We start from the raw sequence: 25,617 nt of genomic DNA, 5'->3' as shown, positions 1-25,617 counted from the left end.
CCAGCGGCCTGGGATACCTGAGGGCGCGGCCCCACTCTGCGTTGCCCACTCTGTGTCCGAGGGGCCCGGGGTGCCTGGTGGCGCGGCCCCACATTGGGGAATGTCCAAACCGGAGTATCTTCGTCCCCCACTGCTACGGCTCGGACAAACGTGCTTCGGCCACCTCGCGCCTACCGTTGGTCCGGTAGCACAGGATCACCCCCAACGCCGAAGGGCCGGAACCCACATGACCTCCACCCACGCCTTCTGGCTCGCCGGCCGCCAGGCCACCGGCGAGGAAACCTTCGACGTCACCTCCCCCTGGGACGGGCGGCTCGTGGGCGAGGTGAGCGTGCCGACGGACGCCCAGGTCGAACAGGCCGTGGCCGCCGCGCACGCCGTGCTGGACGAGTTCGCCGCCACCCCCGCCCACGTCCGGGCCGCCGCCCTCGACCACGTCAGCAAGCGTCTGGCCGAGCGCACCGAGGAGATCGCGCAGCTGATCTCCGCCGAGAACGGCAAGCCCATGAAGTGGGCGCGCGGCGAGGTCGGCCGGGCCGTGTCCGTGTTCCGGTTCGCGGCCGAGGAGGCCCGGCGGTTCAACGGCGGTGAGGCCCAGCGCCTCGACACCGACCTCGGCGGCCAGGGGCGGCTCGCCCTCACCCGCCGTTTCCCCAAGGGCGTCGTGCTCGGCATCGCCCCCTTCAACTTCCCGCTGAACCTCTGCGCCCACAAGATCGCCCCGGCCATCGCCGCCGGCGCCCCGATCATCCTGAAGCCGGCTCCGGCGACCCCGCTGTCCGGCCTGATCATCGGTGACCTGCTGGCCGAGACCGAGCTGCCGGCGGGCTCCTGGAGCATCCTGCCGGTCGCCAACGACAAGATGCCCGCCCTCGTGCAGGACGAGCGCCTGCCCGTGATCTCCTTCACGGGCTCCGAGAAGGTCGGCTACGCGATCATGGACTCGGTGCCGCGCAAGCACTGCACCCTGGAGCTGGGCGGCAACGGCGCGGCCGTCGTCCTCGCCGACTGGGCGAGCGACGAGGACCTGGACCGGGCGGCGAACCGCATCGCCACCTTCTCCAACTACCAGGGCGGCCAGTCCTGCATCTCGGTGCAGCGGGTCATCGCCGACGCCGCGGTGTACGACCGGCTGCTGCCGCGTATCGTCGCCGCCGTCGAGGCCCAGGTCACCGGCGACCCGGGTGACGACAAGACGGACGTCGGCCCGCTGGTCGACGAGAACGCCGCGAAGCGCGTCGAGACGTGGGTGCAGGAGGCGGTGGACGCCGGTGCCCGGCTGCTGACCGGCGGCAAGCGCGAGGGCGCCTCCTACGCGCCGACCGTCCTGGCCGAGGTCCCGTCCGACGTGACGATCTCCTGCGAGGAGGTCTTCGGTCCGGTCCTCACGGTGCAGAAGGCGGACGGCGAGGCCGCGGCCTTCGCCGCCGTCAACGACTCCAAGTACGGCCTCCAGGCGGGCGTGTTCACCCACGACCTGCAGACCGCCTTCCGCGCCCACCGGGCCCTGGAGGTCGGCGGCGTGGTCATCGGTGACGTGCCGTCCTACCGCGCCGACCAGATGCCGTACGGCGGCGTCAAGCAGTCCGGCGTGGGCCGCGAGGGCGTTCGGTTCGCGATGGAGGACTACACCTACGAGCGGGTGCTGGTCCTGACCGGCATCGAGCTCTGACCTGTAACCGCCCCACCCTCTATCTCATGGAAATCATTTTCATGTAGGCTCTGCGAAGGGGCCCGGCACCGCTGCCTTCCGGTGCCGGGCCCCTTCTCCGTGCCGGCCTGCTCCGGACCCTCAACCGGAGAAGCCGACGTGCGCGAGCCGCAGCGGGCCGCGCAGTCCGAGGCGCACGTCGTGGACGCCCGCGACGGCGACGGGCGCGCTCAGCCGGACGTAGTCGTATGGACCGGAGGACGGTGCGGCGGGCGACAGCACCGCCAGCGCCGGGCCCCCGTCGAGGGACAGCTCGACCGTGCCCGCGCCGGCCACCTCCACCGTCACCTCGCAGGCGCCCTGCCCGAAGTCGCAGGCACGGTAGAGGAGTTCGCCCGCCTCGCCGGCCCTCGGCGTCACGGCGTCGCCCGCGACCTTCGTCCGGTCGACGATCTCGATGCCGCTCTCCTCGTCGAACCCGGCCGCGGCCAGGCCCTGCGCGAGGACCGCGCGCGGCCGGGCCGGCTCGCCGTCGAGCACGACCGTCGTGCGCAGCCGGACGTCCTCACTGGACGCCCCGGCCAGCAGCTCATGCGCGCCCGGCTCCACCCGCCACCGGTCCTGGGCGACGTCCCAGAACGCGAAGGCGCTCAGGGGGACGTCGAAGCCGAGCTCGGCCGTCGCCCCGGGGGCGAGGGTGACGCGGCGGTGGTCGAGCAGTTCGCGGCGCGGGCGTGGCACGGACGCCTCGACGGCCCGGGTGTAGAGCTGGGCGACCTCGTCGGCCGTGACGTCGCCGGTGTTGGTGACGGTGAGGGAGACGCGCACCCTCTCGCCCTCGACCCGGGCCGTCAGGCCGCCGTACGCGAACGACGCGTACGACAGGCCGTGCCCGAAGGGGAACAGGGGCGTCCCCTCGAAGTACAGGTACGTCTGGCGGGAGCCGATCACGTCGTAGTCGAGCAGGCCCGGCAGGTCGGCGTCGTCGGCGTACCAGGTCTGCGGCAGACGGCCGGCGGGACAGACGTCACCGGCGAGGACGCGGGCCAGGGCGGTGCCGGCCGCCTGGCCGCCGTGCGCGGTCCACAGCACGGCGGGCAGCTCGGCCGGATCGACGGCGTACGGGTAGGCGGAGACCAGTGCCAGCACGGTGGCCGGGTTCGCCGCCCGGGCCGCCCGCAGCAGCCGCTCCTGCTGTTCCGGCAGACGCAGGGTCGTACGGTCCTCGGTCTCGCGGCCGTTGATGTGCGGGTCGTTGCCGGCGACCACCACGACCACGTCGGCCGCCGCGGCGGCACGCGCCACCGCCTCCTCGCCACGCTCGGCCACGACCAGCTCGAAGACCTCGGGATCCGCGTCGGCAACCTTCACGCCGTCGGCGGAGACACACACGTGGCGACCCGTCCCCAGGTGCTTCAGGAGGTGCCCCTCCCCGTGCGGTTCCAGACGGAACGTCTCCTGCACCACCCAGCCGCCCGGCTGGTCGGCGGAGGCGCGCAGGCAGCCGTCCTCGGCGACCGAGAGATAGCGGCCGTCGGGGGCGCGCAGGGTCAGCACCCCCTCGCCCCAGTCCACCAGCGCCAGTTCGGTGCCGGCCGCGTCCGTGGTGAGCGGGGGCAGGTCGGTGCGGCCCGCCAGCAGCGCCGGGTCGAGCGCGCCCTCGGCGCCGCGCACCTCGTCGGCGGCGTCCTCCACCACCGGCACGTGCAGGAACGCGCCCGCGGAGGTCTTCAGCCGGACCCGGTCCACGCCCTCGGCGAACTCCACCCGCTGCGCACCGAACCGCTCGTACAAGCCCTCCAGCGGGGTCGAGCGGTGGAGGAGCGTGCCGCTGTACCAGTCGAGCTTGCACTCGTCGGCGAGCAGCCCCACCACCGCGATCCGGGTGTCCGGGGCGAGGGGCAGCACCCCGTCGTTCTTGAGCAGCACGATCGCCTGCTCGGCCGCCTCCCGGGCGAGGTCGCGGTGCTCCGGGGTGTCGAACGCGCCGGTGGCGCCGTGCGGGTCGTCCTGCGGGTCGAACTCGCCGAGCCGGAAACGCACCGAGAGCTGACGGCGGACGGCCGTGTCCAGATCGGCCTCGGTCAGCAGGCCGCGCTCCAGGGCGCCGCGCAATCGCCCCGTCATCTGCGAGGAGTCCGTGCCGTGGTCGGTGAAGCTGTCGACACCCGCGACGAGGGAGGCGGCGGTGGCCTCCTCATGGGTGTCGAAGTAGTGCTCGGCGTCGACGAGGTTGCTGGGCGCGCCCGCGTCCGAGCAGACCAGAAGATCCTCGTCGGTCCAGGTCCGCAGGTGCTCGGCCAGGTACGGGGACACGTGGTTGGGACGGCCGTTGACCAGGTTGTACGCCGGCATCACCCCGGCCACCGCGCCCGCCTCGACCGTCTCCCGGAAGGCCCGCAGGTCGTACTCGTGCAGCACGCGCGGGCGTACCGAGCTCGATGCGGTGGCGCGGTCCGTCTCGTTGTTGTGGGCCAGCCAGTGCTTCAGCACGGGTGCGGTGCGCCAGTGGACGGGGTGGTCACCGCGCAGACCGTGCGTGTAGGCCGTGGCGATCGCCGAGGTGAGCTTCGGGTCCTCCGAGTAGCCCTCCTCGTTGCGGCCCCACAGGGGGTGGCGCAGCAGGTTGACCACCGGGGCCCAGACGTTCAGGCCGACCCGGTCGTCCTTGGCGCGCATCGCGCGGACCTCCCTGGACACCGCGTCGCCGACGCGCCGCACCAGCTCCGGGTTCCAGGTCGCGCCCAGGCCGACCGCCTGCGGGAACACCGTCGCCGGGCCCATCCACGCCACGCCGTGCAGCGCCTCCTGGCCGGTGCGGAATGCGGCGACGCCGAGCCGCTGGACGGCGGGCGCGAACTGGTGCAGGAAGGAGATCTTCTCGTCCGGGGTGAGCCGCCCCAGCAGATCGTCGACGCGCTTCGCGAAGGGCAGCCGGGGGTCGCGGAAGGGTGCGGTGGGTGGCATGGGTGCGGTCACGTGGGGATCCCCCTGTGCTGGAACGACGAGGCGCTTTCGAAGCGCTTCGATGCTGGTCGGCCACGCGTCGGGTGTCAAGAGAGGGGGGGCGTCCCTTCAGGCCGGGCATGAGGAATGGTCCCTTCTGGTGCCCGCGAGGAAGTTTGGGAACGACCCTTGTGCACCTATGGGTGTTCACTTAACCTCACAGCAACATCGAAGCGCTTCGACTGCAGAGGTTCTCTGGTCGAAGTTCCGCTTCTGCTCAGCCAGTTCCACTCGAGACACCGCAGCCGACGGCCTTCCGCCGGGTGTCCTGGTGCGCCACGAAGGGTTGACGCAATGACGCCGAACGCCGCCTCCACCTCCTCCGGACCGAGCCGGAGAAGTTTCCTCGCCTCCACGGCGGTCGCCACCGCGGCCGTGGCGGGCGGGATGCCGCTGCTCGCCGCGTGTGGCGGGTCGGAGGGCGGGTCGCGGGACGGCACCACGTCGGGCAAGGACGCCGCGAAGATCCTGCCGGCGTACGTGGCCGGCAACGTGGTGACGCCGGACATCCCGTCCAGGAACGGCTCCGCGATCGGCTTCACCGGCAAGCTCGACCTGGCCGGACTGAAGACCTCGGTCTCGAAGAAGCTCGGCAAGGGCGGCAAGGTCACCGTCATGTCGCCGTTCTGGGGCTCACCGCCGAAGCAGAACAACGCCTACTACAAGGCGATGAACGACCTGATCGGCGTCGACGTCGTCTGGCAGAACCAGGACGGCAACACCTACGACCAGAAGCTCGGCGCGGTCCTCGCCTCCAGCGACGTTCCGGACGTCGTGGTGGTCCCCGGCTGGAACATGGGCGGCAAGATACCGAGCGCCATCATCAGCAAGTTCGCCGACCTCGGCCCCTATCTCTCCGGGGACAAGGTCAAGGAGTACCCGAACCTCGCGGCGATCCCCACGGATGCCTGGCGGCGCTCCATCTTCGGCGGCAAGCTGCGCGGCCTGCCGATGCCGGCGCCGTCCGCCCCCTCCATGGTGCCCCTGTACCGGCAGGACATCTTCGAGAAGGAGGGCTACGAAGTTCCCAAGTCCTGCGACGAGTTCATGGACTTGGCCAAGGAGATCACCAACGCCAAGGCCAGGCGGTGGGCCTGCCTGGACATGAAGTGGACCGCCTTCCAGGCCTTCGGTGTGCTCTCGGGGTCCGAGAAGCCGCTCGGCTGGCACCTCGTCGACGGCAAGCTCGTCAACCGCGTCGAGACCGAGGAGTTCCTCGAGGCGCTGGAGTGGTCCCGCAAGCTCTTCGCCGCCGGGGTCGTCCACCCCGACTCCAGGATGGGCAAGAACGCCCCCGACGCGGGCCCCAAGTTCGCGGCGGGCGAGTTCCTGATCTACCCCAACAACATCTCCCAATGGTGGGGCCGAACCGCTGAACAGGCCGCTCAGAACCCGGAGTTCAAGATCTGGGGCATGGACATATGGGGCCACGACGGCGGCGACCCCGTCCTGTGGGCCGATCAGCCCGCCGGCATCTTCGCCTTCGTCAACAAGAAGGCCTCCGAGTCGGTCATCCGCGACGTGCTGGCCGTCGCCAACGTCACCGCGGCGCCGTACGGCACCAAGGAGTACATGATGACCAACTACGGCGTCGAAGGGACCCACTACACCGTCAAGGACGGCGTCCCCGTCAAGACCGACCAGGGCAACATCGAGGTGATGAACGCCTACGTCATGGTCGCGAGCCCCGCCGCGACCCTCGCGCACCCCGACTTCCCCGACGTGGCCAAGGGCCAGGTCGAGTGGCAGCAGCGCATGGGCGCCTTCGCCAAGAAGTCCTCCTTCTGGGGCATGCAGATCACCGAGCCCGCCCGGTACACCAACCTCTCCAACAACTTCGAGCAGCTCGAGGACGACATCGTCCGCGGCCGCAAGAAGATCAGCGACATGCAGCAGGCCGTCGCCGACTGGAAGAGCAAGGGCGGCGACAAGCTCCGCGACTGGTACCAGAAGCTCCTGGACGAAAACGGCTCGGCGGCGAGCTGACCGGACTCTGAGGCAAGGAGAACTGCCGTGTCCCACAGCACGGTGCCTCGGAGCAGCACCGAGGCCGAAGCGCCCGAGAAGGTCCCGGTGGCGTCCGGTGACGTCACCGGACCCCGGGAGAAGCCGCCTGCGGGCAAGCTGAGCTTGCGGCACAGGTTCCGACGCGACCGCGTCCTGGTCCTCATGACGCTGCCGGCCGTCCTGCTGGTGCTGGTCTTCAACTACCTGCCCATCCTCGGCAACGTCGTCGCCTTCCAGGACTACGACCCCTACATCAGCGACAACGGCATCGTCTCCATCCTGAACAGCCCCTTCGTGGGCATGGAGAACTTCCAGCGGATCTTCGAGGACTCGGACTTCTGGAACGCCGTCGAGAACACGCTGGTGCTGTTCTTCGTCCAGCTCGTGCTGTTCTTCCCCATCCCGATCCTGCTCGCGCTGCTCATCAACAGCGTGGTCCGGCCCCGCGTGCGGGCCGTCGCGCAGGCGGTGCTCTACCTGCCGCACTTCTTCTCGTGGGTGCTGGTCATCGCCGTCTTCCAGCAGATGTTCGGCGGCGCGGGGATGCTCTCCCAGCTGCTGCGGCAGAACGGGTACGACGGCATCGACATCATGACCAACCCGGGCACCTTCCCCTTCCTGCTGACCGCGGAGAGCGTGTGGAAGGACGCCGGCTGGGGGATCATCGTCTTCCTCGCCGCCCTGGCGTCGGTCAGCCCGGACCTGTACGAGGCCGCCGCGATGGACGGCGCCGGACGCTGGCGCCGCATGTGGCACGTCACGCTGCCCGCCCTGCGCCCGGTGATCGCCCTTCTCCTCGTACTGCGCGTCGGCGACGCCCTGACCGTCGGGTTCGAACAGATTCTGTTGCAACGCGACGCCGTCGGGCCGGGTGCGGGAGAGGTCCTCGACACCTTCGTGTGGTGGAACGGCGTACGCAACCAGGACTTCAGCTACGCGGCCGCCGCCGGTCTCATCAAGGGCGTGGTCAGCATCGGCCTGGTCCTCGCCGCGAACAAGGTGGCCCACCTCATGGGCGAGCAGGGGGTGTACAAGAAATGACCGCCGTCATCGAGAAACCGGCGAGCAAGCCGCGCCCGTGGGCCGCTCCGCCACGCCCGCCGTGGGAGGAGGCTCCGTCCAAGGCCGGCCTCGCGGGCAAGGGCATCGCCCTGTCCTTCGCCTGCCTGGCGATCCTCTTCCCGCTGTGGATCGTGATCGTCACCAGCCTCTCCTCGCGGAAGACCATCGACGAGGCGGGCGGCCTGGTGCTGGTGCCCAAGGGCATCACCTTCATCGCGTACCAGGAACTGCTCAGCGGCGGTCAGGTCACCCGCGCCGCGATCGTCAGCGTCCTCGTCACCCTGGTCGGCACGCTGTTCTCCATGGCGGTGTCCGTGCTGTGCGCCTACGGCCTCTCCCGCAGCGGGTCCCTCGGCCACCGCTGGATCCTGATGACGCTGCTGGCGACCATGTTCTTCAGCGCCGGCCTCATCCCCACGTACCTGCTCGTGCAGTCCCTCGGCCTGATGGACAGCTATCTCGCGCTGATCCTGCCGAGCGCGATCAGCGTCTTCAACATCCTGGTGCTGCGCGGTTTCTTCATGGGGATCTCGCAGGAACTCATCGACAGCGCACGCATCGACGGTGCGGGAGACTTCCGCATCCTGCGGCAGATCGTCATGCCGCTGTCGCGGGCCGTCCTCGCGGTGATCACGCTGTTCTACGCCGTCGGGTACTGGAGCGCCTGGTTCAACGCGTCGCTCTACCTGAACGACCAGGACATGATGCCGCTGCAGAACGTCATGATCCAGCTGGTGCAGAAGCAGGAGGCCCCGGTGGGACTGGGGCAGGCCATCAAGACGGGGCAGCTGTCGGGGCTGGCGGTGCAGATGGCCGTGATGGTGATGGCGCTGCTGCCCGTCGCCGTGCTGTCCCCCTTCGTCCAGAGGCACTTCAAGAAGGGCATGCTCACCGGGGCCGTCAAGGGGTGATCGCGACGCCGGCCGTCGGTTGTCGCCTGCCGCCGCGTCGTGGCTTGTCACGCAGTTCCCCGCACCCCTGAAGCCTCTCTCCCACCCCCCCCTTGCAGGAACCGAGGTCTGTCATGCGTGCGTTTCCCCTCAGCAGACGTTCCGTGCTCGCCGCCACCGCCGTCACCGCTGCGGCCTCCGCCCTTCCGGCGGCCCAGCAACGTGCCCATGCCGCGCCCCCTGCCGCGCCGGGCGGCTACCGCTGGCGCAACGCCGTCCAGGGCGGAACCGGATTCATCACCGGCGTGCTGTTCCACCCCTCCGTCGAGGGGCTCGTCTACCTCCGCACCGACATCGGCGGTGCCTACCGCTGGGACGACCGGACCGACCGGTGGATCCCGCTGACCGACCACATCGGCTGGGACGACTGGAACCTGCTCGGCGTGGAGGCCATGGCCGTCGACCCGGCGCACCCGGACCGGGTCTACCTCGCCCTCGGCACGTACACGCAGTCCTGGGCCGGCAACGGGGCCGTGCTGCGGTCCGAGGACCGGGGCGCGACCTGGCAGCGCACCGACCTCACCGTGAAGCTCGGGGCCAACGAGGACGGGCGCGGCTGCGGTGAACGGCTGCTCGTCGACCCGCGGGACAGCGACACCCTGTGGCTGGGCACCCGGCACGACGGACTGCTCAAGTCGACCGACCGCGGCGTCAGTTGGCACGCCGTGAGCTTCCCTGCCACCCCGAGCGCGACCGGCCAGGGCGTCACCCTCCTGGTCGCCGCCGGCCGCAGTGTCTACGCGGGCTGGGGCGACTCCGACGGCACCGCCGGGAAGCCGAGCCTCTACCGCACGTCCGACGGCACCACCTGGGAGGCCGTCCCCGGGCAGCCCACCGGCACCGCTGCCAAGGTGCCGGTCCGGGCCGCGTACGACCGGCACACCCGCGAGCTGTACGTCAGCTACGGCGACGCCCCCGGCCCCAACGGCCAGTCCGACGGCAGCGTGCACAAGCTGCGGACGACGACCGGGAAGTGGACCGAGGTCACGCCGGTGAAGCCCGGCGGGCCCACGGGCGACGGCGGGACCGACTCCTTCGCCTACGGCGGTGTCGCCGTGGACGCCCGGCGCCCGGGCACCGTCGTCGTCGCCACCAACAACCGCTGGTCGCTGGTGGACACCGTGTACCGGACCACCGACGGCGGCCGCACCTGGACGTCCCTCAAGGAGAAGGCCGTCCTCGACGTCTCCGAGACGCCGTACCTCACCTTCGGCGCCGACAAGCCCAAGTTCGGCTGGTGGATCCAGGCCGTCGGGCTCGACCCGTACGACTCCCGGCACGTCGTGTACGGCACCGGCGCCACCCTCTACGGCACCCGCGACCTCAGGCACTGGGCCCCGCAGATCCGCGGAGTGGAGGAGGCGTCCGTACGGCACCTGATCTCGCCCCCGGCCGGCAAGGCGCACCTGCTCAGCGGATGCGGGGACGTCGGCGTGATGTACCACGAGCGGCTCACGGCGTCGCCCTCGCGCGGCATGGCGACGAACCCGGTCTTCAGCACGGCGACAGGCCTGTCGCTGGCCTCGGCCAGACCGTCGTACGTGGTCCGGTCCGGGTGGGGCGACCACGGCAACGGCGCCTTCTCGAACGACGGCGGCCGGAGCTGGGCCCCCTTCGCGACCCAGCCCGCCGTCGCCAAGTCCGCGCCCGGCCCGATCGCCACCAACGCCGACGGCAGCGTGCTGCTGTGGTCCTTCGGCACGGCCGACCCGGGCCACCGCTCGGCGGACAACGGCGTCACCTGGTCCGAGACCGCCACCTTCCCGAAGGGCGCCAAGCCGGTCGCGGACCCCGTCGACCCGGCCCGCTTCTACGCCTTCGACACCACCACCGGCACGCTGTTCGCCAGCACCGACAGCGGCCGGACCTTCACCGCGCGGGCCACCGGCCTGGCTTCCGGCGACAGCGAGTTCCAGCTGGTCGCGGCACCGGGGCGCTCCGGTGACCTGTGGCTGAGCCTCAAGTGGAACGGGCTGTACCGCTCGACCGACGGCGGCGCGAACTTCACCAAGGTCAGCAGCTGCTGGGCCTCGTACACCCTCGGCTTCGGCAAGGCCGCCGAGGGTGCCTCCTACCCGGCGATCTACATGGTCGGCGCCACGGAGACCGTCACGGCCGTCCACCGCTCCGACGACGAGGCGAAGACCTGGACGCGGATCAACGACGACCGGCACCAGTGGGGCTGGACCGGAGCCGCCATCGCGGGCGACCCGCGGGTCCACGGCCGGGTCTACATCGCCACCAACGGACGCGGCGTGCAGTACGGGGACCCCGTCCGGTGAGCGAGGGGAAACGGCCCCGGCTGAGCGACGCCACCCGGGGCCGCCTCCTCTACGGCGGCGACTACAACCCCGAGCAGTGGGCCGAGGAGACCTGGCACGAGGACGTCCGGCTGATGAAGGACGCCGGCGTCAACTCCGTCACCCTCGGGGTGTTCTCCTGGTCGACGCTCGAACCGGAGCCCGGTGCGCGCGCATTCGACTGGCTGGACACACTGATGGACCTGATGCACGACAGCGGTATCGGCGTCGTCCTCGCCACGCCCACCTCCTCGCCCCCGCCCTGGATGGGCCGGCTGCACCCCGACACCCTGCCCGTCACCGAGGACGGCCGCACCGAGTGGTGGGGCGGGCGGCAGCACTTCTCGCACTCCAGCGCCACCTACCGGCGCTACGCCGCCGCCATCACCGAGGACCTGGCCGCCCGCTACGGCGGTCACCCGGCCCTCACGATGTGGCACATCAACAACGAGTACTGCACCTACGACCACGGCGACCAGGCCGCGGCCGCCTTCCGCCGCTGGCTGCGCGCGAAATACGGCACGCTCGACGCCCTCAACACCGCCTGGGGCACCGCCTTCTGGAGCCAGGGCTACGACACCTGGGACGGCATCCTGCCGCCCCGCCTGCCCCACTACCTGCGCAACCCCGGCCAGGTCCTGGACTTCCGCCGCTTCACCTCCGACATGCTCCTGGAGTGTTACACCGCCGAGCGGGACATCGTCCGGCGGCACACCCCGCACCTGCCGGTCACCACCAACTTCATGCCGCTGTGGTCCGGGCAGGACGCGTGGCGCTGGGCCGAGGAGGAGGACGTCGTCTCCGTCGACCTCTACCCCGACCCGCGTGATCCGTTCGGCGCGCAGCACGGCGCCCTCGTCCAGGACATGACCCGCTCCCAGGCGCGCGGGCCCTGGATGCTGATGGAACAGGCGGCCGGGCCGGTCAACTGGCGGGGCGTGAACCACCCCAAGCCACGCGGCCTCAACCGGCTGTGGTCCCTCCAGGCCGTGGCCCGGGGCGCCGACGCCGTCTGCTACTTCCAGTGGCGGCAGTCCCGGCAGGGCGCGGAGAAGTTCCACTCCGGCATGGTCAGCCACGCGGGGGAGGAGGGCCGGACGTACCAGGAGGTCAAGCGGCTCGGCGCCGACCTGGAACGCATCGCCCCCGAGGTGACCGGCCGGCACCTCACCGCGAGCGTCGCCGTCCTGCACGACTGGCACTCCTGGTGGGCCGGTGAACAGGACGGCCGCCTCTCCAGCCGGGTGGACTACCCGGACGTGCTGCGCGCCTGGCACCGGGCCCTGTGGCAGGCGCACCTCACCACCGACTTCGCCCACCCCGAGCACGACCTGACGCGGTACCCGCTGGTCGTCGTACCGCAGTTGTACGCCCTCACCGACAGCGCGATCGACAACCTCCTCTCCTACGTGCGGCAGGGCGGCACCCTCGTCTGCGGCTTCCTCACCGGTGTCGCCGACGAGGACGACCGCGTGCGCCCCGGCGGCATGGACGCCCGGCTGCGGGCCCTGTTCGGCATCCGCACCCTGCAGGAGTGGTGGCCGCTGGACGCGGGGGAGACCGTGGCCTGCGAGGGCTTCACGGGCACGCTGTGGTCCGAGGAGATCGAGTCCGCCGATCCCGATGACACGACCCGCTACAAGGGCGGCGAACTCGACGGCATGCCCGCCGTCCTGCGCAGGGGCCGCGCCTGGTACGTCTCCACGCTCCCGGAACCCGAGGCGCTGCGCGACCTGCTGGCCTCGATCGCCGCCGGCGCGGGCGTCCGGCCGGTGCTCGACGGCCTGCCCGGGCAGGTCGAGGCCGTACGCCGGGGCGAGGTGCTGTTCGTGCTCAACCACGGCCGTGAGCCGGTGACCGTCGAGGTGCCCGGCATCCACCACGACCTGCTGACCGGTACGGACGTCACCGACCGGGTCACCCTCGGCCGCCACGGGGCGGCGGTGCTGCGGCCGGGGCCCCGGCCGCCGGAGCTCGACCCGAGGACTTCCACCGGCGCCGAACGCTCGACCCGGTCGCCGGAGAAGACCGCGTCCTCGCGCTGAGGGCGTGGTGAACCCCCCACCTCCGCAATCCCCCCACCCATGGAAGGGACACCATGGCATCACACACGCTGAGCAGGGTCACCAAGGTCCTGCTGGCTCCCGCCCTGGCGCTCGGCGCCACGATCGGTCTCGCCTCCGCCCCCGCCTCCGCCGCCGTCTGGAACACCTGCGACCAGTGGGGCCAGACCAACCTGAACGGCTACACGCTCTACAACAACATCTGGGGCGGCGGCGCCGGCAGCCAGTGCATCTGGGCCAACTCCGGCACCAACTGGGGCATCTGGGCCAACCACCCCAACACCGGCGGCATCAAGTCCTACCCGAACCAGACGAAGGCGATCAACAAGTCGATCACCTCGCTGGGCTCGCTCTCCAGCAGCTACAACGTCAGCGTCCCGTCGTCCGGCGCGTACAACACGTCGTACGACATCTGGGACACGGACCACGACTACGAGATCATGCTCTGGGTCAACAAGACCGGACCCGTCGGTCCGCTCGGCAGCTCGCAGGGCACGGTCAGTGTCGGCGGACACTCCTGGAACGTCTTCAAGGGCACCAACGGCTCCAACGAGGTGTTCTCGTTCATCCGCACCTCCAACTCCAGCTCCGGCACGGTGAACATCCTGTCGATCCTGAAGTGGATCAAGGACACCAAGAAGTGGATGGGGAACGAGACGATCGGTGACGTGCAGTTCGGCTACGAGGTCACCTCGTCGTCCGGCGGTCTGAACTTCACCACCAACAACCTGACCGTGAACAGTAGTTGACCTGATCCTGGGGATGCGTCGGGTTTGATGGGGACATGCGTACCACCACCCCCCTTCGACGTGCCCTGATCACCGTGACCGCGACCGCGGCCGTCGTCCTCACGGCGACGGGTTCCGCGGTCGCGGTTCCGCTCTCCGGCACCGCGACGGCCCCTCGTGCCGCCGCCCTCTCCCTGTCCCCCCTGCACTCCGTCGCCGAGCTCGCCGCCGAACGCCTGGCCACCGCCGACCTGGTCGCCGCGGCCAAGTGGGGCACCGACAGTCCCATCGACGACCCGGCCCGCGAACAGCAGGTCCTCGACAACGTCGCCGCCCAGGCCCGGCAGCTCGGCGCCGACCCGGACGAGATGCGTGTCGTCTTCCGCGACCAGATCGAGGCCAACAAGATCGTCCAGCGAGGCCTGTTCCAACGCTGGACCGACCATCCGGACGAAGCACCGACGACCAAGCCGGACCTGAACGTCGTACGGCAGACGATCAACCAGGTCACCGGCTCGCTCGTCGAAGCCCTCGCCGACACCTCCGCGGACCGCGGCGCCTTCACCTGCCGCCCCGAACTGGCATTCGCCGGCCTCCAGGTCCACCACGAGAACCACCTCGACGCCCTGCACACCCGGGCCCTGGTCCGCGCGCTGGCCTCCGTCTGCCGCTGAGCCCATGAGAACGCGGCCGGTCCCTCCCCCCGGAGGGGACCGGCCGCGCAGCCGAGATCAGTCCGCGATCGGCAACTCCGCCCCGTCCCGCAGGAACAGCGGGATCCGGTCCAGCGGTGCGTCGACCGTCACGGCCTGCCCGCCCTCGTACGTCTCACCCGTCCACGCGTCCGTCCAGGCGGCCCCGGCCGGCAGGTACGCCGTACGGGCCGTGGCGCCGGCCGTCAGCACCGGAGCGACCAGCAGATCGGGGCCGAACAGGTAGGAGTCGTCGACCGGCCAGGCCGCCGGGTCGTCCGGGAACTCCAGGAACAGCGGCCGCATCACCGGCAGCCCCTCCTCGTGGGCGGCGCGCATCACGTCCAGCACATACGGCTTCAGCCGCTCGCGCAGCCGCAGGTACCGCTCCAGGATCGCCCCGGCCTCCTCGCCGTAGGACCACACCTCGTTGGGCCCGCCCGTCATCTCCGGGCCCAGCGGCATGCCCGGGTCGCGGAAGCCGTGCAGCCGCATCAGCGGGGACAGCGCGCCGAACTGGAACCAGCGGACCATCACCTCCCGGTACGCCGGGTCGTCCGGGTCGCCGCCGTGGAAGCCGCCGATGTCGGTGTTCCACCACGGGATGCCCGACAGGGCCGTGTTGAGTCCGGCCGCGATCTGGCGGCGCAGGGTCGGGAAGTCGGTGCCGATGTCACCGGACCACAGGGCGGCGCCGTAGCGCTGACTGCCCGCCCACGCCGAGCGGTTGAGGGTGACGATCTCCTCCTCGCCGGTGGCGGCCAGGCCCTCGTAGAAGGTGCGGGCGTTCTCCGCCGGATAGGCGTTGCCGACCTCCAGGCCCGGACCCGCCCAGTAGCGCAGGTTCTCCTGGAAACCCGGCTTCAGCTCCGGCTCGCAGGCGTCCAGCCAGAACGCCGTGATGCCGTACGGGTCGAGGTAGTTCTCCTTCACCTTCGACCACACGAACTCCCGGGCGTCGGGGTTGGTGGCGTCGTAGAAGGCCACCTGGACCGTGGAGGCGACCTCCTTGTCGGGCCAGTCCGCGTGCGCCATCGGCCCGTACTGGGTGCCGATGAAGTACCCGCGCTGCTCCATGACCGGGTGGTTCTCGCTCAGCGGCGACACCGAGGGCCAGACGCTCACCACCAGCTTGATGCCGAGCTCGTCCAGCTCGCGCACCATCGCCGCCGGGTCCGGCCACTCCTTCGGGTCGAACTTCCACTCGCCGAGGTGCGTCCAGTGGAAGAAGTCGCAGACGATCGCCGAGATGGGCAGCCCGCGCCGCTTGTACTCCCGGGCCACCGCCATGAGCTCGTCCTGAGTGCGGTAGCGCAGCTTGCACTGCCAGAAGCCCGCCGCCCACTCCGGCAGCATCGGGCTGCGGCCGGTCACCGCGCTGTAGCGGCGCTGGCCGGCGGCCGGGTCGCCCGCGGTGATCCAGTAGTCGATCTGCCGGGCCGAGTCGGCGACCCACCGGGTGCCGTTGTGCGCCAGCTCCACGCGGCCGATCGCCGGGTTGTTCCACAGCAGGGTGTAGCCGCGGCTGGAGGTCAGCACCGGGATGCCGACCTCGGCGTTGCGCTGGACCAGGTCCAGGACCAGGCCCTTCTGGTCGAAGTGCCCGTGCTGGTGCTGGCCGAGCCCGTACAGCTTCTCGTCGTCGTAGGCGGCGAAGCGCTGCTCCAGGCGGTGGTGGCCGTTGCCGACGGCCGTGTAGAGGCGGGAGCCCGGCCACCAGAAGTGGGCGCGGTCCTCGGCGAGGATCTCGGCGCGGTCCTCCGTCCGCAGGAAGCGGATCAGGCCCTCGGCACTCACCTCGACGGTGAGCGCGCCGACGGTCAGCAGCCCGGTGCCCTCCTCGACCTTCACCGTGGCCGGCGTCGCGGGGACCTCGTCGAGCAGGGCGCCGGGGAGTCCTTCCAGGACCGGACCGCCGAGCCGGGCACGCACCCGGACCGCGTCCGGGCCCCACGGCTCGATCCGGAGGGTCTCCTGGCGGCCGCTCCACTCCAGGGCACCGCCCCGCTCTCGGAAGGTGCCGACGGTGGGGGAGGACTGCGCCAGACTCACCTGGGGCTGGGTTTCAGCAGGCTGGTTCACGCGTGCTCCTGTGCTCCTGGAGGAGGGCGGACATGGGGTGCAGGCATGGGGGTGCCCTGCGCGGAGGGCGGTGTTCAGGACCGGTGCGGACGGGGCGCCTACGACCGGCTCGGCGCCGGGCCCGTGCTCCCCCGTACCGTCAGCTCGGGCGCGATCAGCACGACCTCGTCGCCGCCGCGCCCGTCGAGCTTGGCGACCAGGTGGTCCACGGCGTGCCGGCCCATCTCCTGCGCGGGGATGGCCACCGAGGTGAGCCGCACCGAGGCCTGCATCGCGACCTGGTCGGGGCAGATCGCGACCACGGACACGTCCTCCGGAACGGCCCGGCCCTGCTGCCGCAGCAGCGCGAGCAGCGGCTCGACCACCGACTCGTTCTGCACGATCAGTCCCGAGGTGTCCGGGCGTTCGTCGAGGATCCGGGCGAGGGTGACCGCCATCGCGTCGTAACCGCCCTCGCACGGCCGGTGCAGCAGCCGCACCCCCAGCTCCCGGGAACGGGTCCGGAGCCCGTCGAGGGTGCGCTCGGCGAAGCCCGTGTGCCGCTCGTACACGGCCGGGGCCTCGCCGATGACCGCGATGTCCTGGTGCCCCTGCTTGGCCAGGTGCTCCACGCACAGGGCGCCCGTCGCGCGGAAGTCCAGATCGACGCAGGTCAGCCCGGTGGTGTCGGCGGGCAGACCGATCAGCACGGACGGCTGGTCCGTCGCGCGCAGCAACGGCAGCCGCTCGTCGTCGAGTTCGACGTCCATGAGGATCATGCCGTCGGCGAGCCCGCTGCCGGCCACGCGGCGCACCGCGTCGGGGCCCTCCTCGCCGGTGAGCAGCAGCACGTCGTACCCGTGGGCGCGGGCGGAGGTGGCCACGGCGATGGCGATCTCCATCATCACGGGCACGTACATGTCCGTGCGCAGCGGGACCATCAGCGCGATGATGTTCGACTTGCTGCTGGCCAGGGCGCGGGCCCCGGCGTTCGGGTGGTACCCGAGCTCACGGATGCTCCGCTCGACCCGCTGCCGGGTGGTCGCGGAGATGGACCGCTTGCCGCTGAGGACATAGCTCACCGTGCTCGCCGAGACTCCGGCGTGCTGGGCGACCTCGGCGAGGGTGACCATCCAGCTCTCCAAGCTTTTGTGAAGCGCTTCGACAGTGCGCCTGGCTGATACGGGTGCGTGGGGGTGGTTCGACAGTAGCCCCAGCAGGAGTGGGTGTCCATAGGTTATCGAAGCGCTTCGATACCGTTTTCCCGGAGCGCTCTCAAGGCCGGATCCGTCACGGTCCCGGCATCTCGATGCAACACTGTCGTCAGGCGGCCGACAAGTGCCGGGGACGCTCCGCCCCCCTTCGGCTGAACGGACGCGCGAGGACTGGTGGGAGCGTCCGGATTCGGGTACCAACGATCCAGTAGCACTGGTCGGTAACGAAACGGTCCTCCATCTTCCTAGTTGCGGCGAGGTGCCCCTCATGTCCGCTTCCACCACCCCCTCTTCCCGTCCCGCCGTCACCGAGCGGGAGGCCCGTGAGGTGGCGGAGGCCGCCCGGGAACAGCACTGGCGCAAGCCCAGCTTCGCCAAGGAGCTGTTCCTCGGCCGCTTCCGGCTCGACCTCATCCACCCCCACCCCCTCCCCGCCGACGAGGCGGCCGAGCGCGGCGAGGAGTTCCTCGCCAAGCTCCGCGACTTCGTCGAGACCAAGGTCGACGGGGCCCTCATCGAGCGCGAGGCCCGGATCCCCGACGAGGTGATCGACGGCCTGAAGGAGCTCGGCGCCTTCGGCATGAAGATCGACACCAAGTACGGCGGGCTCGGCCTCGGACAGGTGTACTACAACAAGGCGCTCGCCCTGGCCGGCTCCGCGAGCCCCGCGATCGGCGTCCTGCTCTCCGCGCACCAGTCGATCGGCGTGCCCCAGCCCCTGAAGCTGTTCGGGACGCAGGAGCAGCGGGAGCGGTTCCTGCCGCGCTGCGCCCGCACGGACATCAGCGCCTTCCTGCTCACCGAGCCCGACGTCGGCTCCGACCCGGCCCGCCTGGCCACCACGGCCGTGCCCGACGGGGACGACTACGTCCTCGACGGGGTGAAACTGTGGACCACCAACGGCGTCGTCGCCGACCTGCTGGTCGTCATGGCCCGGGTCCCGAAGAGCGAGGGCCACCGCGGCGGCATCACCGCCTTCGTCGTCGAGACCAACTCGCCGGGTGTCACGGTCGAGAACCGCAACGCCTTCATGGGCCTGCGCGGCATCGAGAACGGCGTCACCCGCTTCCACCAGGTCCGCGTCCCCGCCGCCAACCGCGTCGGCGAGGAGGGGCAGGGCCTGAAGATCGCCCTGACCACCCTCAACACCGGGCGGCTGTCGCTGCCGGCCTCCTGCGTCGCGGCCGGCAAGTGGTGTCTGAAGATCGCCCGGGAGTGGTCGGCGGCCCGCGAGCAGTGGGGCAAGCCCGTCGCGCACCACGAGGCGGTCGGCTCCAAGATCTCCTTCATCGCCGCCACCACCTTCGCCCTGGAGGCCGTGACGGACCTGGCCTCCCAGATGGCCGACGAGGACCGCAACGACATCCGTATCGAAGGCGCCCTGGCCAAGCTGTACGCCTCCGAGATGGCCTGGACGATGGCCGACGAGCTGGTCCAGATCCGCGGCGGACGCGGTTTCGAGACGGCCGAGTCCCTGCGGGCCCGCGGCGAGCGCGGCGTCCCGGCCGAGCAGCTGCTGCGCGACCTGCGCATCAACCGCATCTTCGAGGGCTCCACCGAGATCATGCACCTGCTGATCGCGCGCGAGGCCGTCGACGCCCACCTCTCGGTCGCCGGTGACCTCATCGACCCCGAGAAGTCCCTGGGCGACAAGGCCAGGGCCGGCGCGAACGCGGGCGTCTTCTACGCCAAGTGGCTGCCGAAACTGGTCGCGGGCCCGGGCCAGCTCCCGGCCTCGTACGGCGAGTTCAAACACGACGTGGACCTCTCCGGCCACCTGCGCTACGTCGAGCGCACCGCCCGCAAGCTGGCCCGCTCCACCTTCTACGCCATGTCCCGCTGGCAGGGCCGGATGGAGTCCAAGCAGGGCTTCCTCGGCCGGATCGTCGACATCGGCGCCGAGCTGTTCGCCATGAGCGCCTCCTGCGTGCGGGCCGAGCTCCTGCGCAGCCAGGGCGACCACGGCCGCGAGGCCTACCAGCTGGCCGACGTCTTCTGCCGCCAGGCCAGGATCCGCGTCGAGGAGCTCTTCACCCGCCTGTGGACCAACACCGACGACCTCGACCGCAAGGTCGTCAAGGGCGTCCTGTCCGGCACCTACGAGTGGCTGGAGCAGGGCATCGTCGACCCCTCGGGCGAGGGCCCCTGGATCGCGGACGCGACACCGGGACCGAGTCAGAAGGAGAACGTCCACCGGCCCATCCGGTAACCCCGGCCTCTCCGGGGGCGCACACCGAGGTGGCGCGCGCCCCCAGGAGGGGGATGCGCTGTCCTCACACACCGGCCTTACGGCAACAATGGAGCAATGAGCGACAGTCCAGCCCCCCTCGCCGACCCGCACCTCGTCTATGACCCGGTCGCGGGCGACGGCCCCAAGGACGTGGTGATCCTCGGTTCCACCGGGTCCATCGGCACCCAGGCCATCGACCTGGTGCTGCGCAACCCCGACCGCTTCCGCGTCACGGGCCTGTCGGCCAACGGCGGCCGCATCGCCCTCCTCGCGGAGCAGGCGTACCGGCTGCGGGTGCGGACGGTCGCGGTCGCCCGTGAGGACGTCGTACCGGCCCTGCGCGAGGCGCTCACCGCGCAGTACGGCCCCGGTGAGCCGCTTCCCGAGCTCCTCGCCGGCCCGGACGCGGCCACCCACCTGGCGGCGTCCGACTGCCACACCGTCCTGAACGGCATCACCGGCTCCATCGGACTCGCCCCGACCCTGGCCGCGCTGGAGGCGGGCCGCACCCTCGCGCTCGCCAACAAGGAGTCGCTCATCGTCGGCGGCCCGCTGGTCAAGGCCCTCGCCAAGCCCGGGCAGATCATCCCGGTCGACTCCGAGCACGCCGCCCTCTTCCAGGCCCTGGCCGCGGGCACCCGCGCCGACGTCCGCAAGCTGGTCGTCACCGCCTCCGGCGGCCCGTTCCGCGGCCGCAGCAAGGCCGAGCTCGCGAGTGTCACCGTCGAGGACGCCCTCGCCCACCCCACCTGGGCCATGGGCCCGGTCATCACGATCAACTCCGCGACACTCGTCAACAAGGGCCTGGAGGTCATCGAGGCGCACCTCCTCTACGACATTCCCTTCGACCGCATTGAGGTGGTCGTGCATCCCCAGTCGTATGTCCACTCGATGGTTGAGTTCACGGATGGATCGACACTGGCCCAGGCGACCCCGCCCGACATGCGCGGGCCCATCGCCATCGGCCTCGGCTGGCCCGAGCGCGTGCCCGACGCCGCCCCCACCTTCGACTGGAGCAAGGCCTCGACCTGGGAGTTCTTCCCGCTGGACGACGAGGCCTTCCCCTCGGTGAACCTCGCCCGGCACGTGGGCGAGCTCGCGGGCACCGCCCCGGCGGTGTTCAACGCGGCCAACGAGGAGTGCGTGGAGGCGTTCCGCCAGGGCGCGCTGCCCTTCAACGGGATCATCGACACCGTCACCCGGGTCGTCGAGGAGCACGGCACCCCGCGTGCGGGAACCTCGCTCACCGTGTCGGACGTCCTCGAAGCGGAGACCTGGGCGCGGACCCGGGCCCGGCAACTGGCGGCACAGACGGCGGAGGCCCGTGCATGACGACCCTGATGTTCATCCTCGGCATAGTCCTCTTCGTGGTCGGCCTGCTCGTCTCGATCGCGTGGCACGAGCTGGGGCACCTCTCCACCGCCAAGCTCTTCGGCATCCGCGTGCCGCAGTACATGGTCGGCTTCGGCCCCACGCTCTTCTCGCGCAGGAAGGGCGAGACGGAGTACGGCATCAAGGCCATCCCGTTCGGCGGCTACATCCGCATGATCGGCATGTTCCCGCCCGGTCCCGACGGCCGTATGGAAGCGCGCTCCACCTCCCCGTGGCGCGGCATGATCGAGGACGCCCGCACCGCCGCCTACGAGGAGCTCCAGCCGGGCGACGAGAAGCGCATGTTCTACACGCGCGCCCCCTGGAAGCGCGTGATCGTCATGTTCGCGGGCCCCTTCATGAACCTCGTATTGGCGGTGGCGCTGTTCCTCACCGTCCTGATGGGCTTCGGCATCACCCAGCAGACCACCACGGTCAGCTCGGTCTCGAAGTGCGTCATCGCGCAGAGCGAGAACCGCGACAAGTGCGAGAAGGGCGACCCGGCCGCCCCCGCCGCCGCGGCGGGCCTGAAGGCGGGCGACAAGATCGTCTCCTTCGACGGGGTGAAGACCGACGACTGGAACAAGCTCTCCGACCTCATCCGCGCCACCCCCGGCAAGGAGGTGCCGATCGTCGTCGAGCGGAACGGGCAGGACGTCACCCTGCAGGCGAAGATCGCCACCAACCAGGTCGCCAAGAAGGACGCGAGCGGCCAGATCGTCGAGGGCCAGTACGTCCAGGCCGGCTTCCTCGGCTTCAGCGCCGCCACCGGCGTGGTCAAGCAGGACTTCGGCGACTCCGTGACCTGGATGGGCGACCGCATCGGCGAGGCCGTCGACTCCCTCGCCGCGCTCCCCGGCAAGATCCCGGCCCTGTGGAACGCGGCCTTCGACGGCGCCGAGCGCGAGGCCGACTCCCCGATGGGCGTGGTCGGCGCGGCCCGCGTCGGCGGTGAGATCTTCACTCTCGACATCCCGCCCACCCAGCAACTGGCCATGGCCCTGATGCTGGTCGCGGGCTTCAACCTCTCGCTGTTCCTGTTCAACATGCTCCCGCTGCTGCCGCTCGACGGCGGTCACATCGCGGGCGCGCTGTGGGAGTCGCTGCGCCGCAACACGGCCAAGGTGCTGCGCCGGCCGGACCCGGGCCCCTTCGACGTGGCGAAGCTCATGCCGGTCGCCTACGTCGTCGCGGGCATCTTCATCTGCTTCACGATCCTGGTTCTGATCGCGGACGTGGTGAACCCGGTGAAAATCTCCTAGTCATACGGCGTTCACGGCGGCCCGGCAGGCTTTTCGCCGGGCCGCCTCCCATCGAGTGGCACAAAGGGTGGGATGTGCTCGCCCCGAGGCACGTGCCGTAATCTCGAAGCTCGGAGCCCGCTGCTCACGGGACCGGACCTTGATCCACGACTTGGGGTTGCACAGCAGATGACTGCGATTTCTCTCGGCATGCCGTCCGTTCCGACCAAGCTCGCCGAGCGCCGGAAGAGCCGCCAGATCCAGGTCGGGACCGTGGCCGTCGGCGGAGACGCCCCCGTGTCGGTGCAGTCGATGACCACGACGCGTACCTCCGACATCGGCGCGACCCTCCAGCAGATCGCCGAACTCACCGCCTCCGGCTGCCAGATCGTCCGCGTGGCCTGCCCGACCCAGGACGACGCCGACGCACTGGCGACCATCGCCCGCAAGTCGCAGATCCCGGTCATCGCCGACATCCACTTCCAGCCGAAGTACGTCTTCGCCGCCATCGAGGCCGGCTGTGCGGCGGTCCGCGTCAACCCGGGCAACATCAAGCAGTTCGACGACAAGGTCAAGGAGATCGCCAAGGCGGCCCGGGACCACGGCACCCCGATCCGCATAGGCGTCAACGCCGGCTCCCTCGACCGCCGCCTGCTCCAGAAGTACGGCAAGGCCACCCCGGAGGCCCTCGTCGAGTCGGCCCTGTGGGAGGCGTCCCTCTTCGAGGAGCACGACTTCCGCGACATCAAGATCTCCGTCAAGCACAACGACCCGGTCGTCATGATCGAGGCCTACAAGCAGCTCGCCGCCCAGTGCGACTACCCGCTGCACCTCGGCGTCACGGAGGCGGGCCCCGCCTTCCAGGGCACCATCAAGTCGGCCGTCGCCTTCGGCGCGCTCCTCTCCCAGGGCATCGGCGACACGATCCGCGTCTCGCTCTCCGCACCGCCCGCCGAGGAGGTCAAGGTCGGCCTCCAGATCCTGGAGTCCCTGAACCTCAAGGAGCGCGGCCTGGAGATCGTCTCCTGCCCGTCCTGCGGCCGCGCCCAGGTCGACGTCTACAAGCTCGCCGAAGAAGTCACGGCCGGCCTCACCGGCATGGACGTCCCCCTCCGCGTCGCCGTCATGGGATGCGTCGTCAACGGCCCCGGCGAGGCCCGCGAGGCCGACCTCGGCGTCGCCTCCGGCAACGGCAAGGGCCAGATCTTCGTCAAGGGCGAGGTCATCAAGACCGTGCCCGAGTCCAAGATCGTGGAGACCCTCATCGAAGAGGCCATGAAGCTCGCCGAGCAGATGGAGAAGGACGGCGTGGCCTCGGGCGAACCGTCGGTGGCGGTCGCGGGCTGATCACTTGACGACGAGGGTGACCGCGCCCCGCTCTTCAGGGGGCGCGGGGGACTGCGCGAACGGCCACGACGCACCCGCAGACGCCGTCATACCGTCACTCCCGAGCTCCGGGGCGTCCCACCCAGACAGCGCAGCTATAGTGCGGAGACCAGCAACCCCAGTTCGTGAGGCCCGCACGTGTTGACGCAGACCACCTCACGGGTCCTCGAACCGAGCGACCTGGACGCCGCGCTCGCCGTCCTCGACCGTGAGCCGGTCGCGAACGCCTTCGTGACGTCCCGCGTGCAGATCGCCGGACTCGACCCGTGGCGGCTCGGCGGTGAGATGTGGGGCTGGTACGAGGACGGCGTACTCACCTCCCTGTGCTACGCCGGCGCCAACCTGGTCCCGATCTGCGCCGGTCCGCGCGCCGTCCGCGCCTTCGCCGACCGAGCCCGCCGGGCCGGTCGCCGCTGCTCCTCCATCGTCGGCCCCTCCGGCCCCACGTCCGACCTGTGGCGGCTCCTGGAACCCCAGTGGGGCCCGGCCCGCGACGTCCGCCGCCACCAGCCGCTCATGGTCACCGACCGCCTCCCGGCCGGCGTCACCCCGGACCCCTACGTCCGTCGCGTCCGCAAGGACGAGATGGAGACGATCATGCCGGCGTGCGTGGCCATGTTCACCGAGGAGGTCGGCGTCTCCCCGCTGGCAGGCGACGGCGGCCTGCTCTACCAGGCCCGCGTCGCCGAACTCGTCGGCTCCGGCCGCGCCTTCGCCCGTTTCGACGCGGACGGCAAGGTCGTCTTCAAGGCCGAGATCGGCGCCGCGACGGACCGCGCCTGCCAGATCCAGGGCGTCTGGGTGGCCCCCGAGTACCGGGGCACCGGCATGGCCGCCCCGGGCATGGCGGCCGTACTGCGCTACGCCCTCGCCGACGTCGCCCCCGTGGTCAGCCTCTACGTCAACGACTTCAACACGCCGGCCAGGCGGGCCTACCAGAAGGTGGGCTTCCGGGAAGTGGGCGCTTTCATGAGCGTCCTGTTCTGAAGCGCCCTCAGGGGCGCGGGGAACTGCGCGCTCAACCGAAGACCACCAGCACCCGGCTGACAACCGAAACCCCCCTGTAGGCTCCCCGCATGGACCTCGTGATCGGCCCACTCGACCTCTCCGCCCACGTCGACGAGGCCCTGGCCGTCCAAGCCGTGGCCTTCGGACTCGGCCCGGACGAAGTCGCAGTCCGCCGCCAGATCGTCCTGCGCCACATGACCTACCCGGGCGCCAGGGCCCTAGGTGCCAGCACCGCCGAACGCCTGGTCGGCTTCGTCTACGGCATGCCCAACGACCGCACCCACTGGTGGTCCACCGTCGTCGAGCCCTACCTCCGCGCCCAGCACAACGACCACTGGCTCGACGAGTCCTTCGTGATCACCGAACTGCACGTCCACCCCGCGTACCAGAACCGCGGCCTGGGGCGTTCCCTGATCACCACGATCACCGACGGCGCCGACGAACCCCGCTCGATCCTCTCCGCGATCGACACCGACAGCCCGGCCCGCTCCCTCTACCGCTCCCTCGGCTACCAGGACCTGGCCCGCCAGGTGCTCTTCCCCAGCGCGCCCAAGCCGTACGCCGTGATGGGCGCCCCTCTGCCCCTGCGCCGCGCATAACCGATTTCCACCGCCCCGCACCCCCCGGATAACCTCCTGCCATCACCT

17 protein-coding genes are annotated in these 25,617 nt (G+C 70.7%); 14 read left to right on the top strand and 3 right to left on the bottom strand.

Annotation, left to right across the window (positions count from 1 at the left end; genetic code table 11):
- Positions 1 to 226 precede the first annotated feature (226 nt).
- A complete protein-coding gene (locus AB0F04_RS25890) occupies positions 227 to 1,672 on the top strand; it encodes an aldehyde dehydrogenase family protein (protein WP_362045031.1) in 1,446 nt (481 codons plus the stop codon).
- A gap of 120 nt (positions 1,673 to 1,792) precedes the next feature.
- On the opposite strand, the gene AB0F04_RS25885 is transcribed toward AB0F04_RS25890, so the two are convergent.
- Positions 1,793 to 4,630, bottom strand: a complete 2,838-nt coding sequence (locus AB0F04_RS25885; RefSeq protein WP_362045029.1) for a glycoside hydrolase family 3 C-terminal domain-containing protein — start codon at positions 4,628 to 4,630, stop codon at positions 1,793 to 1,795.
- Between the two features lie 321 nt (positions 4,631 to 4,951).
- On the opposite strand from AB0F04_RS25885, the gene AB0F04_RS25880 reads away from it, so the two are divergent.
- The 7 genes from AB0F04_RS25880 to AB0F04_RS25850 all read left to right on the top strand — a co-directional run bounded on the left by AB0F04_RS25880 (position 4,952) and on the right by AB0F04_RS25850 (position 14,441).
- The gene (locus AB0F04_RS25880; RefSeq protein WP_362045027.1) at positions 4,952 to 6,643 is read left to right on the top strand and encodes an extracellular solute-binding protein; all 1,692 of its coding nucleotides are present in this window, start codon (positions 4,952 to 4,954) and stop codon (positions 6,641 to 6,643) included.
- Between the two features lie 27 nt (positions 6,644 to 6,670).
- A complete protein-coding gene (locus AB0F04_RS25875) occupies positions 6,671 to 7,705 on the top strand; it encodes an ABC transporter permease subunit (RefSeq protein ID WP_362045025.1) in 1,035 nt (344 codons plus the stop codon).
- Positions 7,702 to 8,637 carry a carbohydrate ABC transporter permease gene (locus AB0F04_RS25870; RefSeq protein ID WP_362045023.1) on the top strand — a complete coding sequence of 312 codons (936 nt, stop codon included), beginning with the start codon at positions 7,702 to 7,704 and terminating at the stop codon, positions 8,635 to 8,637. Before AB0F04_RS25875 ends, AB0F04_RS25870 begins: the two co-directional genes overlap by 4 nt.
- A gap of 113 nt (positions 8,638 to 8,750) precedes the next feature.
- Positions 8,751 to 10,958: a 1,4-beta-glucanase gene (locus AB0F04_RS25865; protein WP_362045021.1), complete on the top strand. Its 2,208-nt coding sequence runs from the start codon at positions 8,751 to 8,753 to the stop codon at positions 10,956 to 10,958.
- Entirely contained in the window at positions 10,955 to 13,021 is a 2,067-nt protein-coding gene (locus AB0F04_RS25860; RefSeq protein ID WP_362045019.1) for a beta-galactosidase, read from the top strand. Before AB0F04_RS25865 ends, AB0F04_RS25860 begins: the two co-directional genes overlap by 4 nt.
- Positions 13,022 to 13,074: 53 nt before the next feature.
- Positions 13,075 to 13,788 (top strand): hypothetical protein, encoded by a 714-nt coding sequence (locus AB0F04_RS25855; protein WP_362045017.1) that lies wholly within the window; start codon positions 13,075 to 13,077, stop codon positions 13,786 to 13,788.
- Positions 13,789 to 13,823: 35 nt separating this feature from the next.
- Positions 13,824 to 14,441: a chorismate mutase gene (locus tag AB0F04_RS25850; protein ID WP_362045015.1), complete on the top strand. Its 618-nt coding sequence runs from the start codon at positions 13,824 to 13,826 to the stop codon at positions 14,439 to 14,441.
- A 57-nt stretch (positions 14,442 to 14,498) separates the two neighbouring features.
- Here AB0F04_RS25850 and AB0F04_RS25845 read toward each other — a convergent pair whose 3' ends face one another.
- The gene (locus AB0F04_RS25845; protein WP_362045013.1) at positions 14,499 to 16,541 is read right to left on the bottom strand and encodes a glycoside hydrolase family 31 protein; all 2,043 of its coding nucleotides are present in this window, start codon (positions 16,539 to 16,541) and stop codon (positions 14,499 to 14,501) included.
- Positions 16,542 to 16,639: 98 nt separating this feature from the next.
- Positions 16,640 to 17,653: a LacI family DNA-binding transcriptional regulator gene (locus AB0F04_RS25840; RefSeq protein ID WP_362045011.1), complete on the bottom strand. Its 1,014-nt coding sequence runs from the start codon at positions 17,651 to 17,653 to the stop codon at positions 16,640 to 16,642.
- Between the two features lie 349 nt (positions 17,654 to 18,002).
- On the opposite strand from AB0F04_RS25840, the gene AB0F04_RS25835 reads away from it, so the two are divergent.
- From AB0F04_RS25835 to AB0F04_RS25810, 6 genes are all read left to right on the top strand, one after another.
- A complete protein-coding gene (locus tag AB0F04_RS25835; RefSeq protein WP_362045009.1) occupies positions 18,003 to 19,943 on the top strand; it encodes an acyl-CoA dehydrogenase family protein in 1,941 nt (646 codons plus the stop codon).
- 96 nt (positions 19,944 to 20,039) lie between these two features.
- On the top strand, positions 20,040 to 21,296 hold the full coding sequence (gene dxr, locus AB0F04_RS25830) for a 1-deoxy-D-xylulose-5-phosphate reductoisomerase (protein WP_362045007.1): 1,257 nt from the start codon (positions 20,040 to 20,042) through the stop codon (positions 21,294 to 21,296).
- Positions 21,297 to 21,304: 8 nt separating this feature from the next.
- Positions 21,305 to 22,597, top strand: coding sequence for a site-2 protease family protein (locus AB0F04_RS25825; protein ID WP_362045513.1), 1,293 nt, complete (start codon positions 21,305 to 21,307; stop codon positions 22,595 to 22,597).
- Positions 22,598 to 22,765: 168 nt separating this feature from the next.
- On the top strand, positions 22,766 to 23,923 hold the full coding sequence (gene ispG / locus AB0F04_RS25820) for a flavodoxin-dependent (E)-4-hydroxy-3-methylbut-2-enyl-diphosphate synthase (protein ID WP_362045005.1): 1,158 nt from the start codon (positions 22,766 to 22,768) through the stop codon (positions 23,921 to 23,923).
- 177 nt (positions 23,924 to 24,100) lie between these two features.
- A complete protein-coding gene (locus tag AB0F04_RS25815; RefSeq protein WP_362045003.1) occupies positions 24,101 to 24,949 on the top strand; it encodes a GNAT family N-acetyltransferase in 849 nt (282 codons plus the stop codon).
- 89 nt (positions 24,950 to 25,038) lie between these two features.
- Entirely contained in the window at positions 25,039 to 25,569 is a 531-nt protein-coding gene (locus AB0F04_RS25810; RefSeq protein ID WP_362045001.1) for a GNAT family N-acetyltransferase, read from the top strand.
- Positions 25,570 to 25,617: the final 48 nt, after the last annotated feature.

Source organism: Streptomyces sp. NPDC029041 (genome assembly GCF_040637515.1).
In the GTDB taxonomy this organism is placed as follows: Bacteria; Actinomycetota; Actinomycetes; order Streptomycetales; family Streptomycetaceae; genus Streptomyces.
This window is presented reverse-complemented; position numbering and strand designations above follow the sequence as displayed.

Bases quoted from the DNA above. Each gene is read 5' to 3' on its own strand.
- AB0F04_RS25890 (WP_362045031.1), top strand. From the start codon at position 227: ATGACCTCCACCCACGCCTTCTGGCTCGCCGGCCGCCAGGCCACCGGC.
- AB0F04_RS25880 (WP_362045027.1), top strand. From the start codon at position 4,952: ATGACGCCGAACGCCGCCTCCACCTCCTCCGGACCGAGCCGGAGAAGT.
- AB0F04_RS25870 (WP_362045023.1), top strand. From the start codon at position 7,702: ATGACCGCCGTCATCGAGAAACCGGCGAGCAAGCCGCGCCCGTGGGCC.
- AB0F04_RS25865 (WP_362045021.1), top strand. From the start codon at position 8,751: ATGCGTGCGTTTCCCCTCAGCAGACGTTCCGTGCTCGCCGCCACCGCC.
- AB0F04_RS25855 (WP_362045017.1), top strand. From the start codon at position 13,075: ATGGCATCACACACGCTGAGCAGGGTCACCAAGGTCCTGCTGGCTCCC.
- AB0F04_RS25850 (WP_362045015.1), top strand. From the start codon at position 13,824: ATGCGTACCACCACCCCCCTTCGACGTGCCCTGATCACCGTGACCGCG.
- AB0F04_RS25840 (WP_362045011.1), bottom strand. From the start codon at position 17,653: ATGGTCACCCTCGCCGAGGTCGCCCAGCACGCCGGAGTCTCGGCGAGC.
- AB0F04_RS25835 (WP_362045009.1), top strand. From the start codon at position 18,003: ATGTCCGCTTCCACCACCCCCTCTTCCCGTCCCGCCGTCACCGAGCGG.
- dxr (WP_362045007.1), top strand. From the start codon at position 20,040: ATGAGCGACAGTCCAGCCCCCCTCGCCGACCCGCACCTCGTCTATGAC.
- AB0F04_RS25825 (WP_362045513.1), top strand. From the start codon at position 21,305: ATGTTCATCCTCGGCATAGTCCTCTTCGTGGTCGGCCTGCTCGTCTCG.
- ispG (WP_362045005.1), top strand. From the start codon at position 22,766: ATGACTGCGATTTCTCTCGGCATGCCGTCCGTTCCGACCAAGCTCGCC.
- AB0F04_RS25810 (WP_362045001.1), top strand. From the start codon at position 25,039: ATGGACCTCGTGATCGGCCCACTCGACCTCTCCGCCCACGTCGACGAG.